Genomic DNA, 17,804 nt, shown 5'->3' with positions numbered 1-17,804 from the left:
TAATAAACAAATATCCTCTACCTTTATATATATTACGACTGTTGATAAGCCGCTTTCGATGATTTCACATAATAAACTGCGTGATCAACGTTAATGATATGATCTGGTTTTGGTTTACCACGGCTCGCTCTATGTCCAGCTAAATGTTCTTCACTTGTTTCCCAGTTTTTCCATGCTTCTTCAGATTCCCAGCGAATCATAACGACTACTTCTTCGTCGCCTCGTCTTACTTTTTTCACAAGAACACTCAAGTCGATAAAGCCTTCAAATTTTTCAATAATACCTTCTCCAGTAAAACGTTCTACAACTATATTTGATGTACCTTCTTTTACTGTAAATGTTTTCGTTTCGATAAACATATATCCCACTCCCTCTTTGTAATACGAATACTACTATTCTTCTATTATAGTTGATTATGATAATTATTTTCAATTATAAAGTTTAAATTTTTTGAATCAAGCTGTTTTCTCTTCTATCGCCTCATCTAAAAACTTGAAATACGGAAGTAACATTCCTATTAAAGAGGTGACACATATAATTGCACCGATGATTAAATATAGCGCTCTTACTCCCCACATTTCACTCAATATTCCCCCTACTAATACACCTGACGGCATAGCGGATCGTATGAAAAATAATCGCACTGAAAATACTTGTCCTATCATATTGTTTTGGACTGATTGCTGGCATATCGTTGTGTTATGAACATTGAAAAATGCAATACAAATCCCTGCTATTACTTCAACTATTATTGCAATGATAATACTATGATTGAACCCTAGCGAAATGTATGTGAGCCCCCCTATAAACAATCCTCCAAGCATAAGTATACGCCGACTTTTATATGTTACTTTTCCGACTAGTATAGATCCAACTACATAGCCAAGTGGGAATCCGGCCATAAAATAACCAAATTCCGCATATCCCGCTGACAGCTCACCCTTTATATAAGGAAGGTTTGTGACCATTGTTACTCCTACTCCAAATTGTACGAAAGTAAGAAATATACCGAGCCAAACGATGATTGGTTTTGTGAAAAAATATGTAAAACCGTGAAGAAACTGTTCTAGCCACGTTTTCCGAATAGGTTGCGACGCTCTATTTTCTTTTATATAAAGTAAGAAAGTGCCACTAACAAATAAACAAATGCATACGAAAGATAACGCAAGTTCTGTGCCAATCAAATGAATGACTACTCCACCTAATACTGGCGCAAGAAACATCATAAGACGAGTCATTCCATCAATGTACGCATTTGCATCTTGAAGTTGTTCTTTCCTTACAATGCTTGGTGTAATTGCTTGACTTGCAGGTGTATAAAGTGGTGTAATAAGTCCCACTACAATTTGAACAACATAAATGTGCCAAACTTCTAAACTACCGGAAACTAACATTATCAAAGGTAATAAGAATACGGACGCTCGTATCCATTGTGAAAAAATCATAATCCACTTCCGACTCCATTTATCAATAAATGGGCCACTGATTAATTGCAGTATGAGAGACGGGATAAAATATAATAGCCACATACTACTTAAAGCCATTTCCGATCCTGTTAACTCATATACTAGAATTGAATTACATAACGTTCCGAAACCCCCTCCTAATTCTGAGATTGCACTACCAATCCACATAAAAAAGAACGAACGATTTTTCAATACATTTTTCAATTTCACACACCAACTTTTCTTTTATATTCCTCCCTTTATGTACATTCTCGTTGTTAATTATCTATTCAAAAACATATCTAATTCTTTCGCTAAAGACTGTACTGCTTTTTTCCTCAATATATACTTTCCGTCATGTATATCAACCAACTTCGCTGCACGTAACAATTTCAAATGATGGTGTACAGTCGATTTACCAAGTTGCAATCTTTCTGTAATTTCCTGCAATGTTCGTTCTTTTTCGAACAACATTTTTACAATGCGTAACCTCGCTTCATCTCCAAGAGCTTTATGTTTTTGAACTAAAAAATAGTTCGGTTCATATGGATCTTCAGGATGGATACTTTCGTTTGCAACTGGATAATGAAATACTTTCGTATCTTCAATATCCGCTTCAATATTCCAAGGCCTGTACGTCATTTGTGGGATAAGAAGTACGTAATGAACACTTGGTTCTGGCATATAATGAACGCCACCTGTAGCCCACTCGACAAACTCTTCTGGTTTCATCTTTTTATTCATTTCAACCTTTGCTTCATAATCTCGTTTTAATATAGAAAGTATTTCTTCTTCCTTTTTCTGAATAACGCTCTCATACCAACCTGTCATAACAGCAATAAAATGGGCTTTCAGCACTTGTACATCAACATCGCATATAAAACGAATATAAGTAGAGAAAAACTGATGATCTTTTGTCAGTTCCATTAGTTCATGTATTGCAGTTACATCTGTACTTGCGGCTAAACGTCTTTTCTCTTCATACTTCTCCCCTAAAAACGGTAAACATATATATTTCAAATCTACTTCTGAAAGCGAATCGATTTTGCCATGAAACTGTGCTAAGTCCTGAAAATCCTCTTCATACAACAACTGAAGCAACGCTTTCCACGTATTATGTTCTTCGACAAATTGTAAGTGCTCTCTCATTTCTTCTGTTAATGATTTCTTAATTTCTTCCCATTCATTTTGACTCTTTTCAAGAGTATCAATTAACCGCTTGTGAGTAATCGCAGCAATGCCAAGAGCACATTCGAAAAGTATCGAATATTTTACTTGAACGTTATAAGTTTCCCTCTTTCTACTCGTTATGTGATAGACCTCCATTTTATCCCCTCCTTGTTTGCTATATATTAAATTCTATTTTTATCGAATTTTACCTTCTATATTTTTAGAATTATTTTACGAATTCAAAAAACTCTAATCAATGAGCAAATAGAGAAAAGTTTATACACTTTTTCATTCTGACTCAATGAAAACCTTGATTATTAAAAATGAAGTTTTTTCATGGCTCTGTTATACGTTGCATTTCCTTCTCTTGTTCAGTTATTGAGAAGGTTTATTGAAGAGAAAAGAGAATTTTTTATTAAGAGAAATGAACAGGAGGCTATACGAATGGGAAGAAAAGAAATGTTGCAAAATGGAGTCCAACAAGTTTTTTACGAAGAAGAATGGTACCCACCAATTTCAGAAGCGTTAAAGAATCTTACAGCTGAACAAGCATGTTGGCAACCAGAAGGTGCTGCCAGTAATACAATTTGGGAAAATGTGAACCATTTATTAATCTTTAAAGAGCGCTTACTTTCCCGCATTCATGAAGATGATACATTTGTTGCTCCACAAAATAATGATGATACGTTTAGCCAAGGTGGACCTAATGATGATGATGCTTGGCAGCAAACAGTGAAACGAACGCTTCAAGTACATGATGCCTTACAATCTTCATTAACATCCTTTCAAGAAGCAGAACTAGACCAACCAAAGCCTTCTCTACCAATTTGGCAACAATATATGAATATCCTTTTGCACGATGCTTATCATACAGGACAAATTATACAACTTCGAAAACTCCAAGGTTCATGGCCAACTCACCGTTCTTATTTATAAGCGATGTTTACATTTGCTTACGTTTAACCTGCAACAAAACAATTGAAAATAGCTACTTGTTTTGTAATTACTTCGATGGCTCAAATTAAAATACATGAATCCTAAACATCATTCACATGCTTCATAACTTCTGATCATAATCCAAATTTGGAAGAATAGAGGCTTTTTTATATACAAATAATAAGCCTTAAGGAGTTGTTGACATGTATTTCATATTGAATATGTTAGGGATTTTCGTTGTCATATTAATTGTTTACTTATGTTCGCCTAATAAAAAACATATAAAATGGAGACCAATTGTAATTCTCATCATATTAGAGCTTTTTATTACGTGGTTTATGTTAGGCACAAAGCTAGGCAGTATTATCATTAATAAAATTGCTTCATTTTTCAGTTGGCTACTGGCATGTGCGAATGAAGGAATTCGATTTGCATTTCCTTCTGCTATGGAAAATCAGACAATTGATTTCTTCTTTAGCGCATTACTACCTATCATTTTTGTTATCACGTTCTTTGATATTCTTTCTTACTTTGGAATCTTAACTTGGATTATTGATAAAGTAGGTGCAGTTATTTCAAAGATTTCTCGTTTACCAAAGTTAGAAAGTTTCTTTTCGATTCAAATGATGTTTTTAGGAAACACTGAAGCACTTGCGGTTGTTCGTGATCAATTATCTGTTTTAAAAGAAAACCGTCTGCTGACTTTTGGAATTATGAGTATGAGTAGCGTCAGCGGTTCCATTCTTGGTGCTTATTTATCAATGGTTCCAGCAACATATATTTTCAGCGCAATCCCATTAAATTGTATTAACGCATTAATTTTAGCCAATGTATTAAATCCTGTGGAAGTTTCGAAAGAAGAAGATGTTGTTTACACACCTTCCAAACATGAAAAAAAGGATTTCTTTTCTACTATTTCAAACAGCATGTTAGTCGGGATGAATATGGTTATCGTTATTTTAGCTATGGTAATTGGTTATGTAGCTTTAACTGCATGTTTAAATGGGATTTTAGGATTTTTTGTAACGGGGTTAACAATTCAAAAAATCTTCTCCATTATCTTTAGTCCTTTCGCTTTTTTACTCGGTTTATCGGGCAGTGATGCTATGTATGTAGCTGAATTAATGGGGATCAAAATAACGACGAATGAATTTGTTGCAATGATGGATTTAAAATCAAACTTAAAGTCTTTACAACCGCATACGGTTGCGGTTGCCACAACATTTCTAGCTTCTTTTGCTAACTTTAGTACAGTAGGTATGATTTATGGAACTTACAATTCATTATTTGGCGGCGAAAAATCATCAGTCATCGGTAAAAATGTTTGGAAGCTTCTTGTGAGCGGAATGGCTGTTTCCTTATTAAGCGCTATGCTTGTTGGGCTTTTTGTATGGTAAATAATTTTTAAAATAAAAGACACCCAAACGAATTGAGTGTCTTTTATTTTTATTTTCGAATTTGTCCATTTCCACGAATGACGTATTTTGTAGAAGTTAATGCAGGAAGCCCCATTGGTCCTCTTACGTGTAGCTTTTGTGTACTGATACCAATTTCTGCTCCAAATCCGAATTCAGATCCATCAGTAAAACGAGTTGATGCATTATGATACAGTGCAGCCGCATCAACAGATACGAAAAATTTGCTGACATTTTCCTCGTTTTCTGAAATAATCGCTTCAGAATGCATAGATCCATACGTATTTATGTGATGAATCGCTTCTTCTATAGAAGAAACTAATTTAACTGCTAGCGTGAGAGATAAAAATTCTGTCCCCCAGTCTTCTTCTGAAGCAAGTACAATTGATGAATCCATTGCCAATGCTTTTTGATCACCACGTAGCTCCACGCCTCTTTTCTTCAAAGAAGAAAACAACTCGCTACCATATTGCTCTGCCCACTTCTCATGAAGTACAATCGTTTCAATTGCATTACATACAGATGGACGCTGCGTTTTTGCATTTATAATAATATCAAATGCCATTTGTTTATCCGCTGTTTCATCAATGAAAACATGACAATTTCCCGCACCTGTTTCAAGTACTGGGACAGACGCTTCCCTCACAACAGTATCGATTAATTGCTTGCCACCTCTTGGAATAAGAACGTCTAGATAATCATTCATTGTAAACAACTGCTTTGCGCTATCTCGCGTTGTATCTTCTATAAGCTGTACACTTTCTTGAGGTAAGCTTGTTTGTTTGAGCGCTCTGTGAATAACAGCAACGATGGCTTTATTAGAATGAATAGCAGAAGAACTACCACGTAATATGACTGCGTTTCCTGTCTTCAAACAAATTGTAGCAGCATCCACTGTTACATTCGGTCTTGCCTCGTAAATCATCCCAACAACACCAAGTGGTACGCGCATTTCCTGAATAGATAGTCCATTTGGCCTTTCCCATGCACTTACACATTCTCCTACAGGATCACGTAATTCAATTAGCTGCTTAATCCCTTCTGTCATATCAACAATACGCTGTTCATTCAGCATAAGGCGATCAAGGAGAGAATCAGAAAACCCTTTTGCCTTACCTTCTTCAATATCCTTCTTATTTTCTTCTAAAATATAAGCTGTTTCTAATATTAACTGATCAGCTATTGCGGAAAGTGCTTCGTTTTTTTGCTCTGTAGATTTAAGTACTAGCTCTCTAGCGATCTCTTTCGCCTTCTTTCCCTTTGCTAACACTTCATTCATTTTTATTTCCTCCTTTTTGATCCATCTTCTTAAAATGAAACCCAATAATCTCTATGAATGACTTCATAATTATGTCTTTCGCCTCTTGCTTGAATCTGTTGGCTTTGCATACCTTTTACATCCCTTAGCTCCTCTGCACTATATGTGCATTGTCCTTTTCCAATCACGCGTCCTTGTTGCGTCATTACTTCTACGACTTCGCCCACTTGGAAAAACCCTGAAACATTTGTAACACCAGCAGGAAGAAGACTCTTGCCATGCTGAATGATAGCTGTAGCTGCTCCGGCGTCTATTTCAATTTGTCCGCTAACAACCGAATGCAAAGCGATCCATTGCTTATTCATCTTCATTTCTTTTTGAGGGGCATTTCCGACATACGTTCCATCACCTTTCCCCTTCAAAACATCTACAAATTTCTCTTGTCCACGTCCTGTTCCGATAAATACACTGACACCAAGAGAGAGTGCTGTCTTTGCAGCATCGACTTTTGATTTCATTCCGCCAGTCCCAAGTTTTGAGCCAGCATCTCCTGCAAGAGAAGCGATTTCTTCTGTAACTTCAGGAAGGAAATAATATTTTTTCGCATCCTCATTTTTCTGAGGATTTTTATCATATAAACCGTTCACATCTGTAAAAATCATCAGCATATCCGCCGAAACAAGTCCGCTTACTAAAGCTGACAGCATATCATTATCACCGAACGTTAGCTCCTCTAAAGAAATGGAATCATTTTCATTAATGATTGGAAGAGCAGAACGGTTTAGTAACTCTCCTAAAGTGGCGTAAGCGTTACTATATTGTTCTTTTCTAGAAAAATCACTTCTCGTCAGCAATAGTTGCGCAGTAACGATACCGTATTTACGAAATTCCTCCGTATACGCCTGCATTAACAAACTTTGTCCGACAGCCGCAGCTGCCTGTTTTCCTTTAATTGTTACAGGTCTACTAGGGTACCCTAGAGCTGAAAAACCTGCTGCGACGGCCCCAGATGTAATTAACAACACTTCATGCCCTTCCTCTTTCAATCGAGCTAATGCCGCAACATGATCTGAAAGTTGTTCTTTAGAAATGCCTTGGTGACTATCCGCCAAAGAACTGCTCCCAATCTTTACAACAATTCGTTGTTTTTTCACTTTTATATCCCCCAAGTCTAAAATCAAAGTTTTTTTATACATTACACTTTTATTCATACAGCTTGCAGCGATTTCTATTTTTTTCAGTGCTGCACCTAGTCTATTTAAGAGCAAAATAAAAATGACCGCTTCGCCCTTCATAAAATAAAAAGGACGAAACGGTCATTGTTCCGCGGTACCACCTTAATTGATATACATAGATATCCACTTGGTGCCTATAACGCAGGCGAACGCCTAAACTTTCATTTAAGACTCAGGGATAGGTTCGATATATTCTATACGAGGAATCTTTCAGCCGGTGAATTCCACTCTCTTTCGCAAGAAGACATATGTACTATTTCCCTTCAACGATTTTCGGTTTAATTTTTTTATATTATGCGATATAGTTCGATTTGGTGTCAAGAAGTATTTTTAAAAATAAATAGAGGAGCAAGTTACTTGCATGAAAAGATTGCTCTACTGAATGAAAATACAAATTGATATAACTACAACTCATATTTATAAATATAATACCTTACATTATAGTGTATATATTTACAGAATGTCGAATATAATTGATTTTTTATCTTTTGGTGTTGCAAAAAGGAAAATATTCTCTTAGAATGTTTCTTTATATTGCATGGAGATGTTATTGTTATTTTAAGATAACAATTTCAAAATGATATAATTTATTAAAAAAGGAGCAAGATTGAGTTATTATGGATAAACAAATTGGATTCATCGGATGCGGAAATATGGGGATGGCTATAATTGGCGGGATGCTAAATAAAAAGATAGTGTCTTCAAATAAAATCATGTGTTCAGATTTAAACACGACGAATTTAGAAAATGCTAGTGAAAAGTACGGAATATCTATAACTACTGACAACAATGAAGTCGCTAAAAATGCTGATATTTTAATTTTATCAATTAAACCAGACTTATACGCATCAGTAATTAACGAAATTAAAGAAGAGATCAAAAGCGATGTTATTGTCGTAACGATCGCTGCTGGAAAAAGTATCAAAAGTACAGAGGATTCTTTTGATACAAAATTAAAAGTTGTACGAGTAATGCCTAATACCCCTGCCCTTGTTGGTGAAGGCATGTCTGCATTATGCCCGAATGAAATGGTGACAGAAAAAGATTTAGAAAATGTGCTAAACATTTTCAATAGCTTTGGTCAATCAGAGATTGTAAGTGAAAAATTAATGGACGTTGTAACATCTGTAAGTGGTTCTTCACCTGCATACGTATATATGATTATAGAAGCGATGGCAGATGCTGCTGTACTAGATGGTATGCCAAGAAATCAAGCATATAAATTCGCAGCTCAAGCTGTGTTAGGCTCTGCAAAAATGGTACTAGAAACAGGAATACATCCTGGTGAATTAAAAGATATGGTTTGTTCTCCTGGCGGAACAACGATAGAAGCTGTAGCAACTTTAGAGGAAAAAGGCTTACGAACAGCCATCATTTCAGCTATGCAACGTTGTACACAAAAGTCTGTCGAACTATCTGGTCAAACGAAAAAGTAAAACGATATAAGTAATCGCGTTAACTATGAATTTAATTAGAAACGCACTACATGATAAAAGGCTAAACTTGAATATACTTGAGTTTAGCCTTTTTCATTTTAATTATATTAAAATAATTCCACTTATTCCTTCCCTACTATACTTGTGTAATTTTATTAGAAACAAGTAATTTTTCAATGCAAATCGGTAACATATCTAATAGCGTTTCAAATGCGTAATTTACATCTAGACGTTCTGTCCATTGATGAGCATCTTTTCCTACCGGCCCCATATTTAATACTGGAACGTCAAATTCTTCTAGTTCCTGAAGTGGAATTGAGTAACCTTTATCCCATAATGGCATATTGTCTACAAGTGAACTCATTGAATGTAATGGATTTTGTAAGCCCACATAGCTCAAATCTGAAATTCCTCCAAAATAGTTTTGGTTTTCAAATGTAATATTATGATTGAAGTGTGCATACCTTTCCATTTCTCCGACTACTTCTTTAATTAACTTGTTGTTACGTGAACTTACAGCTGGATAATATGGCGGAGCGAAGAAAAGTACAATCATCGGCGCCTTTTCTTTACATAAAATAGCTAGTTTATCTACTAAATCAATCGTTACCGCACGATCATCTTTATCTTCTCTATTTTTAATAATGCTAGATTGAATATCATCTATTTTCTCTTGCCCATGTTGTTCAATTGCATAAGCGATAAGCTCTTCATATGTTAATACATTTACTTTGAGGTTAGGTGGTATAAATGGATTATATTTAGAAAAACGATAAGCTTGCTTCTCATATGATTCTTCTATTTTTTCTGCTACTTTCGTTACTTTTTGACGCAGCAATGAAACGACATCTGTCATTGATTTTTCTAGTAAAAACAAATTAAATAATGTGACTGCACGATGCGGAATTTGTACAGAATAATCCTCCTTTAAGTCCCGTTGAAGTAAGTTAGTTGGCGGAGGACTCGCTTCCCCTTCTACAATATCACAAAGGTCTGTATTCAACTCTAATTCTGCTGTTATTAATGAAGCCATATAACTCCCATTTAAACCTGCAAAAGGTTCACCTACATGTGTCTCTTTTCCGTAGCAAAGAAAACCAGGTAACACTTTACCAATAGAACCAGTGTAAATATATTTCTTTTGATCACCAGGATGCCTTGAAAACATAGGCTCTGAATTTAGTACTGTTTTATAATCTAAATCATGTTCTCTTGCTAAATCTAATAATCTTGGGACAGCAGCTCTCATCCCGACAGAATTTACTTCTTCATCTGGAACAGCTAGTAAAAGAACATTCCCATCAAATCTTCCTTCGCAAGCTTGCTCAATCATCGCCATTTGTAACGCAAGGCCGCATTTCATGTCCATTGTTCCTCTACCAAACAGCCAATCTCCTTGTTCTATATCTTCACGTACATGGGCTGGTAATTCATCTTTATGAGAATAAAACATAGATGTTAACTTTTTAGGATTAAATGCATCTTCTTTCCACACTCCGTAATCTTGCACATCTACAACATCAAAGTGACTAACTAGAATTACGGTGTTTTTTGTACGGTCACTTTTCTTTACTAGTGCTGTAACAAAATATCTTCCGTCCCCTGTCGGATTTTTTTGCAAATGGTGCGTATTTTCTTTGAAGTACTGTAAATCAGATAATTGTTCCACAACGAAGTCTGGCAATATCACTTCAGCTTCTGTACCTGTAATACTAGGAATTTCAACAAGACCGCTTAATAATTGAATCAATTGTTCTTTTGATTGCCACTTTGACATATAAATCCCCCTATTTTTCCGTATTATGAAAACGAATTCCAGTATATGAATAAAAAATGACGACAGCTATCAAAACTATAGTTCTGATGTACTGCCGATTTTTATTGATATTTCATGTGCTGCTTGTTTTACCTTACTAATAAGAAAAGATAGTCGATCATCATTAATGCGATGACTAATTAACCCAACACTTAATGCTCCTACTACTTTATGATTAAATCCAATAATAGGTGCAGCTACTGAAGCTGTCCCTTCTGTTTTTTCTCCATAACTGACAGCATATCCTTCGTTTCTTATTTGCTTTAGTTGATCAAGAAGAATTTGCTTTTGTTCTGGTAAAGCAGAAAGTAACTGCTCAACAATATATTCCATTTCACTCTCTTTCATATTGGCAAGCATCGTTTTATTTGCAGCACCAATTGAAAGAGGAATCTGTTCCCCTAAGTTATCGATAACTCGAATTTTTAAAGGACTATCCATTCTTTCAATAATAATAGAATGTGTTCCATTTGGAATGTTCAAATAGACACTTTCTTCTACTTCAGAAGCCAATCGCTTCATTACTTCTCTTGCGACTGATCTGTAGTCTACCTTCTCCAATTGTCGTAATCCTATTTCCATCCACATTGGTCCAATTTTGTACTGTTTCGTCTCTGAAATTTGTGTAACTAGCCCATGCTCGATTAGAGAGTTAAGTAATCTATGTACTGTACTAACTGGGAGATGTGTTCTGTCCGCTATATCCGAAATGGCCCAATACTCTTTTTCATTAGTAGAATTTAATAACTTTATAATACTTATCGCTCGATCAATGGACTGTACCATAACTCACCTCTACTTGACTTGTAATATGTTAGTACGCTCAATTACCTATCAATTTAACAAAAATTCGAAATGAAATCAATCAGTTTATTCAATTTTCTAAAAATAAAAATATGCTGCGAACAATAATTTGAAAGCGCAAACAAAAAAATATTGACTTTTCTTTTTAATTATCTGAAAATTATAACAAGATTTCACATCACGGAATGCATTCCATAATACGGAAAAACATCAAAATTTATTCTATCAACTACGAAAGTGAGGAAAACAATGTCGCAAGTAAACAATACAAACAATGAATTAAAACGTACGATGAAAAGTAGACACTTATTCATGATTGCACTCGGTGGTGTGATTGGAACGGGGTTATTTAACGGATCTGGCTTTATTATAAGTCAGGCTGGACCTGGTGGATCCGTACTTGCCTTTATGGCTGGTGGATTATTAATGTATTTCGTTATGCTTTGTCTTGGTGAACTCGCTGTAGCTATGCCTGTTTCAGGTTCTTTTCAGGAATATGCAACTAAGTTCATCAATCCTGCAACTGGATTTACAATCGGCTGGTTATATTGGTTAAGCTGGGCAAATACGACCGGTCTTGAATTTACAACTGCTGGCATTACAATGCAGCGCTGGTTCCCTGATATTCCTGTTTGGGTTTGGTGTTTAATATTTGGTGTTACAATCTTCACGATTAATGCATTATCTGCTCGTAGTTATGCAGAAACAGAATTTTGGTTTTCAAGTATAAAAGTATCTGCCATTATAGCTTTTATTATTCTTGGCGGCGCCGCTATGTTCGGTTTAATTGATTTAAAAGGCGACGAACCAGCCCCATTATTATCAAATTTCGTAAATCATGGCGGTTTATTCCCAAATGGACTTGCAGCTATTCTATTAACGATGGTTACAGTTAATTATTCCTTCCAAGGTACAGAACTTGTCGGAATCGCAGCAGGTGAAAGTGAAGATCCAGCAAAAACTTTACCTCGTTCTATTAGAAATATTATATGGCGTACGATGTTTTTCTTCGTCTTAGCAATCTTTGTTCTTGTTGCTTTAATTCCTTGGGAAGAAGCAGGATTAACAAAAAGCCCGTTCGTTGCTGTTTTTGATAATATCGGTATTCCATATGCAGCTGATATTATGAACTTTGTTATTCTTACAGCTGTTCTTTCTGTCGCAAACTCTGGACTATATGCCGCAACTCGCATGCTTTGGTCATTATCAAAAAACGAAATGGCTCCGGCCTTTCTAAAGAAATTATCTTCACGAGGAATACCTTTAAACGCTTTAATTTTGACAATTTCTATTTCTGCTTTTTCTCTTTTAACAAGCGTCGTAGCTGCTGAAACGGTTTACTTATGGCTCATTTCCATTTCTGGAGTTATAACAATCATTGTTTGGATGTCAATTTGTGTCTCTCAATTCTTTTTCCGTAAACATTATGTAGCAGACGGTGGAAGATTAGAAGACTTAAAATTTAAAACGCCACTTTATCCACTTGTACCAATTCTTGGTTTTGGATTGTATGGCATTATATTAGTAAGTCTTATCTTTATCCCAGATCAAAGACTAGGCATTTATTGTACTGTACCATTTATCATCTTTTGCTACACTTACTATCACTTTAAAGTGAAGAAAAGAATTTCTACTAACACTTCTAGTGAAAATAAAATTAGCGAGACTATATAATACTCTGCTTATATAAAAGACCGCACATGGCTTTTACTTCATGTGCGGTCTTTTATCCTTCTAATTCGCTTTAAAATTATACAACGGCTTAATAATGTGTTTTATATCTATCGTTTCTTTTGTATTTTCTATAATTTCATCCATTGGCTTATATACCATTGGTGCCTCGTCAATTGTACTTTCTACTACTGATGTAGTCCAAACCTCTGTCATCGTATTTTGAAATTCCTCTAGACTCAATGATTCTTTAGCCTTCTTACGACTCATGATACGTCCTGCCCCATGCGGACCAGAAAAATTCCAGTCTGGATTCCCTTTACCAAATGCAATAATTGAACCATCTCTCATGTTAATTGGAATAATGACTCGTTCATCTTTCTGAGCTGAAATAGCACCTTTTCGTAGAATCATATTTTCTATGTCAATATAGTTATGTATTGTAGTAAATTGATCTATAATTTTCCAGTCCATTTTCGTAACAATTTCATCAATCATTGCTTTACGATTTAACGCCGCATATTTTTGGGCAATATTCATGTCATTCATATAATCTTTGAACCCTTGCCCTTCTAAATAAGCTAGTTCTTTACGAATCTTTGGCTTCTGAATTCCACGTAAAGTTTCTTGTATTTCTTTTGCTCTTCCCTCTTCAGTTAACCTCTTAATAATATCATCTTTTATTGATGTAACATCAATAAGTTGTTCATATGCGGAGTTTTGGTAATACTCTGCAATTTGCTTACCTAAATTACGCGAACCACTATGAATGACAATATATACATTACCTTTATCGTCCTCATTCAATTCGACAAAATGATTTCCTCCCCCAAGTGTACCAATACTTTTTTGAGCGCGTTGTAATGTAAATGGAGCTCTCACACCATCAAAATCAATCATTTTTGAGAATCGATGTTCCTTATCTCGTATACGAAAACCACTTGGAACGAATTTACGAATTGTTTCGTCTAAGTAATCGAAATTAATTTCTTCTTTTTTCTTATCAATTACAACAACTTCCATCCCACACCCAATATCTACCCCTACAAGATTAGGAACAATTTTATCTTGGATTGTCATTGTTGTCCCAATCGTACAACCTGCTCCTGCATGTGTATCTGGCATAATACGAATTTGACTATCCTTTACAAATTCTTGGTTACAAAGATCAATAATCTGCCCTTTCGCAGTCTCATCAACGTTATTCGTAAATACTTTCGCTTCATTGTATTTTCCTTGTAATTTCAACATCTTTCATTTCCCCTTCCTTTTGAAAGAATTATTTTATTACGTTGTTTCTGTTCTTATCATTACTCTCATCCACCCTCTGCTTTCCATTATATATGCACGATATCCTTCACAGTAATAAAAAATATGATGATTATTCTTGTTTACATAATATATTTACCGTCTCTTTATGTTTATATCTACACATGTATTTTTCCACGTCCCCGATATCAGTTATACATAACAAAAACTCCCCTTACATCGATAATGATTAAGGGGAGTTTTATAGCCGATGAATTTATAGTTCCGATTTCACCCGGACAGAAACATTATTTTTAATTATATTTTTGACTTCTTTAAAGCTAACAAAATTGTTACTTTTCTCATCCCAAAGACGGAAACGAAGTGAACGCAAGCTTGTAGCAAGTGTAATCGTTGGTACATTTTTTAACGGAAGCGTATTATTGTGTGCCTCTTCTAGTTTATAGTTTGGTACTCTTGGGCTTAAATGGTGAACATGATGGAATCCAATATTACCAGTTAGGAATTGCAAGATTTTTGGAAGTTTATAAAATGAACTTCCCTCTACGGCCGCTTTCACATATTCCCAATCTTTATCTTCTTCAAAATAAGAATCCTCGAATGTGTGCTGTACGTAAAACAGCCAAATCCCTACTGAACCTGCAATTAAGAATATCGTACCATGTACTAATAGGAACGATTGCCATCCTATTGCCCAGCAAAGTATAGCTACTACGGCAACAATTATAATATTCGTCAAATACGTATTCATACGTTCTTTCTGTCTTGCACCTTTTCGGTTAAATCTATTTTTAAGCAAGAATACATAAATCGGACCTAACCCAAACATAACGAATGGATTGCGATATAAACGATATGCTAAACGAAGTCTAAGTGGCGCAGCTACATATTCATCCACTGTAAGCGTCCAAATATCTCCTGTACCTCTCTTATCTAAATTACCACTTGTAGCGTGATGAATCGCATGATCATGCCCCCATTGATCAAATGGGAATAACGTTAACACACCCATACATGTCCCTACTATTCTATTTGCACGTCGACTTTTAAAGAATGAATAATGGGTACAATCATGAAAAATAATGAAAATTCGTGTCATAAAACCAGCAGCTAACAGAGATGGAACTACTGCTAACAGATAAGAAACGGACAAACTTTTATAAGCAAGGTACCATAAAATAATAAACGGCACGACTGTGTTAATAAGTTGCCACACACTTTTTTTAATTGTTGATTTTTCATAAGGGGCAACTTGTTTTTTTAAATTTTTAGTTTTTTCTAATGTCATTTTTTCTAATTCCCTTCCTTTATGTTGCTAATTCATATTATAGCATACTATTAGTATCAGGTGTTAAAAGTAGATGTAATAAATATTATTATATACTATAAAATTCTCTTTTTTCTTACTCACTCCTTACAAATTGCTTACGTTTAATAAACAAAAAATTGCCAACCACTCCTCCTAATTAAGGTAAGTGGTTGACAATCTTTTAACGAGAATGTTTTCTAAATAGATGAATTGCTTCTTCTGGTACGTAAACCTTTCCATTACTTTCTACAACAACACTTCCTAATTCATACTCTTTATTCTTAATACGAATTATATTTTTGTTAACAAATAATTGAGCTGTTACATTATTACGTTTTACTATGAGTACAGGGTTCGCTACATCAGTTTTATCTATTGTTACAGCTGCATCATTCTGCTTAAAGGCTGATTCACTTTCTACAAATAATTTGTTTGTTACTTTTTCTAAGTTAAAGCCCATCGCTTTCGCCATCGTCTTCGCAACGTCCGTATTTTGAATCAAACCGTATGGCTTTTGAGGACCGTATGAATATAAGAATACATCCTCACCTGTATGCCCTCCTGTTGTGAAGCCTATGTTCGCACGCTTAGACAATAATGTAGTGAAAATTGGACCTACATCTATTTTCTTTTTAGCCTTTTTTAACCTTTCTTTTTCATCATAAGTTAAATTGTCCAACCCGTATAATTTAGCTACCTCTTCTACATTTGATATATCAGCTTTCAAATTATTGATAGTCCCTTCAAGTGTCATCTTCGCTTTTTTCAATGGATAAATGTACGCAGAGACCGGCGTAGTATTATATCCTTTTGTCGTATTCATATTCCCAATAGAAATACCGCTATTACCATGGTCCGCTACGGCTATTAGCATCGTATTACCATCTTTTTTTGCAAACTTCAATGCTTCTGCAACTGCATTATCAAATGCTAATACATCACTAATCATCCCAATTGGATCATTCACATGAGCTGCCCAGTCTGGCTTACTTCCTTCCACAAATAAAAAGAAGCCATCTTTATCTTTTGATAACGTTTGAATTGCTTTTTCCGTCATTTGAGAAAGTGTTGGTTGCTCTGGGTTTGTTGCTTCACGATCCATATCAAATGCTAAAGCATTAAGCGAGAAAGAGCCCCAAATTTTATTAGATTTAGAGCCTAATAATGCTTCTTTCGTTTCAACAAAGTCGTACCCTTTGTTTTTGATCACTTTTACTAAATCTTCACCGTCTTTTCGAATCCCACTATCTGTCTCAGGTAGAAGTGCTGCTTTTCCCCCACCTAATACGACATCTATATTTTGATATACTTGTTGCTCCGCGAGCACTTCGAAATTGTTACGATTCACATGATGAGCGGAGAATCCAGCAGGAGTAGCATGCTGAATTTCAGCTGTAGCAACAATTCCAGTTGCGCGACCCGTACGTTTTGCACCTTCTAAAACATTGGCAACTGGTCGTAACTTATCCTCTTCTTTCATTGGTTTTAAGCCAGATGAACTTACAATTGAAGGTAATACACCTACATATCCTGAATTTGATTTATTCCCCGTCGCTAAAGCTGTAGCTGCTGGAGCTGAGTCTGTTATAGCTGATTCCGCCGAATATGTACGAACTCCTCCTGTTACAATTTCGTCTAATGCAAGTGGTTTCCCTTTATACAAGCGAGCTAATGTAGTTGCTGTAGAACTTGTTCCGTCCATAACCATTATGATTACATTTTTAGGCTTCCGTTCTACTTTTTTCACTTTAGCTTCCACTGTATGATAATTCATCAAACTTTCAGTACATAACATACTTAGTATGATTGTTCCTACTAACAGTAATCTCTTCATCTTTAAAGCTAACTCCGACATTATTGCGCCTCCATTTGTTTCGCATTCATTTACATACAAAGTTCTGGTTTCGTTTTACTTTTCACAACCTATATATGTTTTATTAGTTCCCAATTCTTATAAAGCTAACAATAGTAACTTTCTCATTTATTACATGTCGGTATAGTTCATCTATCTTATAAAGAAGATTTCCCATCATTAACTTG

The 17,804-nt window shown here is 35.2% G+C and carries 14 protein-coding genes and 1 other annotated feature; of the genes, 4 read left to right on the top strand and 10 right to left on the bottom strand.

Translation table 11 applies throughout. The features are described from left to right. Positions 1-32: 32 nt before the first annotated feature. The 3 genes from hmoA to AC0L0O_RS09635 all read right to left on the bottom strand — a co-directional run bounded on the left by hmoA (position 33) and on the right by AC0L0O_RS09635 (position 2,771). On the bottom strand, positions 33-359 hold the full coding sequence (gene hmoA, locus AC0L0O_RS09645) for a heme-degrading monooxygenase HmoA (protein WP_000469503.1): 327 nt from the start codon (positions 357-359) through the stop codon (positions 33-35). 96 nt (positions 360-455) lie between these two features. After that, entirely contained in the window at positions 456-1,676 is a 1,221-nt protein-coding gene (locus AC0L0O_RS09640; RefSeq protein ID WP_000769378.1) for an MFS transporter, read from the bottom strand. A gap of 51 nt (positions 1,677-1,727) precedes the next feature. After that, positions 1,728-2,771: an ArsR/SmtB family transcription factor gene (locus AC0L0O_RS09635; RefSeq protein WP_000454554.1), complete on the bottom strand. Its 1,044-nt coding sequence runs from the start codon at positions 2,769-2,771 to the stop codon at positions 1,728-1,730. A gap of 288 nt (positions 2,772-3,059) precedes the next feature. Between AC0L0O_RS09635 and AC0L0O_RS09630 the strand changes: the two genes are divergently transcribed. Both AC0L0O_RS09630 and AC0L0O_RS09625 read left to right on the top strand, forming a co-directional pair. Further along, the gene (locus AC0L0O_RS09630; RefSeq protein ID WP_000532723.1) at positions 3,060-3,551 is read left to right on the top strand and encodes a DinB family protein; all 492 of its coding nucleotides are present in this window, start codon (positions 3,060-3,062) and stop codon (positions 3,549-3,551) included. A 203-nt stretch (positions 3,552-3,754) separates the two neighbouring features. After that, positions 3,755-4,948, top strand: coding sequence for a NupC/NupG family nucleoside CNT transporter (locus AC0L0O_RS09625; RefSeq protein ID WP_000273612.1), 1,194 nt, complete (start codon positions 3,755-3,757; stop codon positions 4,946-4,948). A 49-nt stretch (positions 4,949-4,997) separates the two neighbouring features. On the opposite strand, the gene proA is transcribed toward AC0L0O_RS09625, so the two are convergent. Continuing rightward, positions 4,998-6,245: a gamma-glutamyl phosphate reductase gene (gene proA / locus AC0L0O_RS09620; protein WP_001006634.1), complete on the bottom strand. Its 1,248-nt coding sequence runs from the start codon at positions 6,243-6,245 to the stop codon at positions 4,998-5,000. 29 nt (positions 6,246-6,274) lie between these two features. After that, positions 6,275-7,378: a glutamate 5-kinase gene (gene proB, locus AC0L0O_RS09615; protein ID WP_000744740.1), complete on the bottom strand. Its 1,104-nt coding sequence runs from the start codon at positions 7,376-7,378 to the stop codon at positions 6,275-6,277. Between the two features lie 146 nt (positions 7,379-7,524). Further along, positions 7,525-7,735, bottom strand: a binding site (T-box leader). A gap of 341 nt (positions 7,736-8,076) precedes the next feature. On the opposite strand from proB, the gene proC reads away from it, so the two are divergent. Then, positions 8,077-8,895, top strand: a complete 819-nt coding sequence (proC, locus tag AC0L0O_RS09610; RefSeq protein WP_038357093.1) for a pyrroline-5-carboxylate reductase — start codon at positions 8,077-8,079, stop codon at positions 8,893-8,895. Positions 8,896-9,031: 136 nt separating this feature from the next. Here proC and AC0L0O_RS09605 read toward each other — a convergent pair whose 3' ends face one another. Beyond that, positions 9,032-10,672, bottom strand: a complete 1,641-nt coding sequence (locus AC0L0O_RS09605) for a M20/M25/M40 family metallo-hydrolase (protein WP_001982138.1) — start codon at positions 10,670-10,672, stop codon at positions 9,032-9,034. Positions 10,673-10,747: 75 nt separating this feature from the next. Then, the gene (locus AC0L0O_RS09600; protein ID WP_000250768.1) at positions 10,748-11,497 is read right to left on the bottom strand and encodes an IclR family transcriptional regulator; all 750 of its coding nucleotides are present in this window, start codon (positions 11,495-11,497) and stop codon (positions 10,748-10,750) included. Between the two features lie 267 nt (positions 11,498-11,764). Between AC0L0O_RS09600 and AC0L0O_RS09595 the strand changes: the two genes are divergently transcribed. Beyond that, a complete protein-coding gene (locus AC0L0O_RS09595; RefSeq protein ID WP_000084552.1) occupies positions 11,765-13,189 on the top strand; it encodes an amino acid permease in 1,425 nt (474 codons plus the stop codon). 60 nt (positions 13,190-13,249) lie between these two features. Here the strand turns inward: AC0L0O_RS09595 and AC0L0O_RS09590 are convergent, their stop codons facing one another. From AC0L0O_RS09590 to AC0L0O_RS09580, 3 genes are all read right to left on the bottom strand, one after another. Beyond that, positions 13,250-14,437 (bottom strand): RtcB family protein, encoded by a 1,188-nt coding sequence (locus AC0L0O_RS09590; RefSeq protein ID WP_001982426.1) that lies wholly within the window; start codon positions 14,435-14,437, stop codon positions 13,250-13,252. A 274-nt stretch (positions 14,438-14,711) separates the two neighbouring features. Continuing rightward, on the bottom strand, positions 14,712-15,743 hold the full coding sequence (gene desA, locus AC0L0O_RS09585) for a Delta(5) desaturase DesA (RefSeq protein WP_000171468.1): 1,032 nt from the start codon (positions 15,741-15,743) through the stop codon (positions 14,712-14,714). A gap of 202 nt (positions 15,744-15,945) precedes the next feature. Next, a complete protein-coding gene (locus AC0L0O_RS09580) occupies positions 15,946-17,619 on the bottom strand; it encodes an alkaline phosphatase (RefSeq protein WP_326043197.1) in 1,674 nt (557 codons plus the stop codon). Between the last annotated feature and the right edge of the window lie 185 nt (positions 17,620-17,804).

The organism is Bacillus sp. GS3m_15504 (assembly GCF_055825275.1).
Note: the sequence above shows the minus strand (reverse complement) of the source record. Positions and strands in the feature narration are given on the sequence as shown.

Excerpts from the sequence above, each read along its gene's own strand:
- AC0L0O_RS09580 (WP_326043197.1), bottom strand. The coding sequence starts at position 17,619 with ATGTCGGAGTTAGCTTTAAAGATGAAGAGATTACTGTTAGTAGGAACA.
- proA (WP_001006634.1), bottom strand. The coding sequence starts at position 6,245 with ATGAATGAAGTGTTAGCAAAGGGAAAGAAGGCGAAAGAGATCGCTAGA.
- AC0L0O_RS09595 (WP_000084552.1), top strand. The coding sequence starts at position 11,765 with ATGTCGCAAGTAAACAATACAAACAATGAATTAAAACGTACGATGAAA.
- AC0L0O_RS09630 (WP_000532723.1), top strand. The coding sequence starts at position 3,060 with ATGGGAAGAAAAGAAATGTTGCAAAATGGAGTCCAACAAGTTTTTTAC.
- hmoA (WP_000469503.1), bottom strand. The coding sequence starts at position 359 with ATGTTTATCGAAACGAAAACATTTACAGTAAAAGAAGGTACATCAAAT.
- AC0L0O_RS09605 (WP_001982138.1), bottom strand. The coding sequence starts at position 10,672 with ATGTCAAAGTGGCAATCAAAAGAACAATTGATTCAATTATTAAGCGGT.
- AC0L0O_RS09590 (WP_001982426.1), bottom strand. The coding sequence starts at position 14,437 with ATGTTGAAATTACAAGGAAAATACAATGAAGCGAAAGTATTTACGAAT.
- desA (WP_000171468.1), bottom strand. The coding sequence starts at position 15,743 with ATGACATTAGAAAAAACTAAAAATTTAAAAAAACAAGTTGCCCCTTAT.
- AC0L0O_RS09625 (WP_000273612.1), top strand. The coding sequence starts at position 3,755 with ATGTATTTCATATTGAATATGTTAGGGATTTTCGTTGTCATATTAATT.
- AC0L0O_RS09600 (WP_000250768.1), bottom strand. The coding sequence starts at position 11,497 with ATGGTACAGTCCATTGATCGAGCGATAAGTATTATAAAGTTATTAAAT.
- AC0L0O_RS09635 (WP_000454554.1), bottom strand. The coding sequence starts at position 2,771 with ATGGAGGTCTATCACATAACGAGTAGAAAGAGGGAAACTTATAACGTT.
- proC (WP_038357093.1), top strand. The coding sequence starts at position 8,077 with ATGGATAAACAAATTGGATTCATCGGATGCGGAAATATGGGGATGGCT.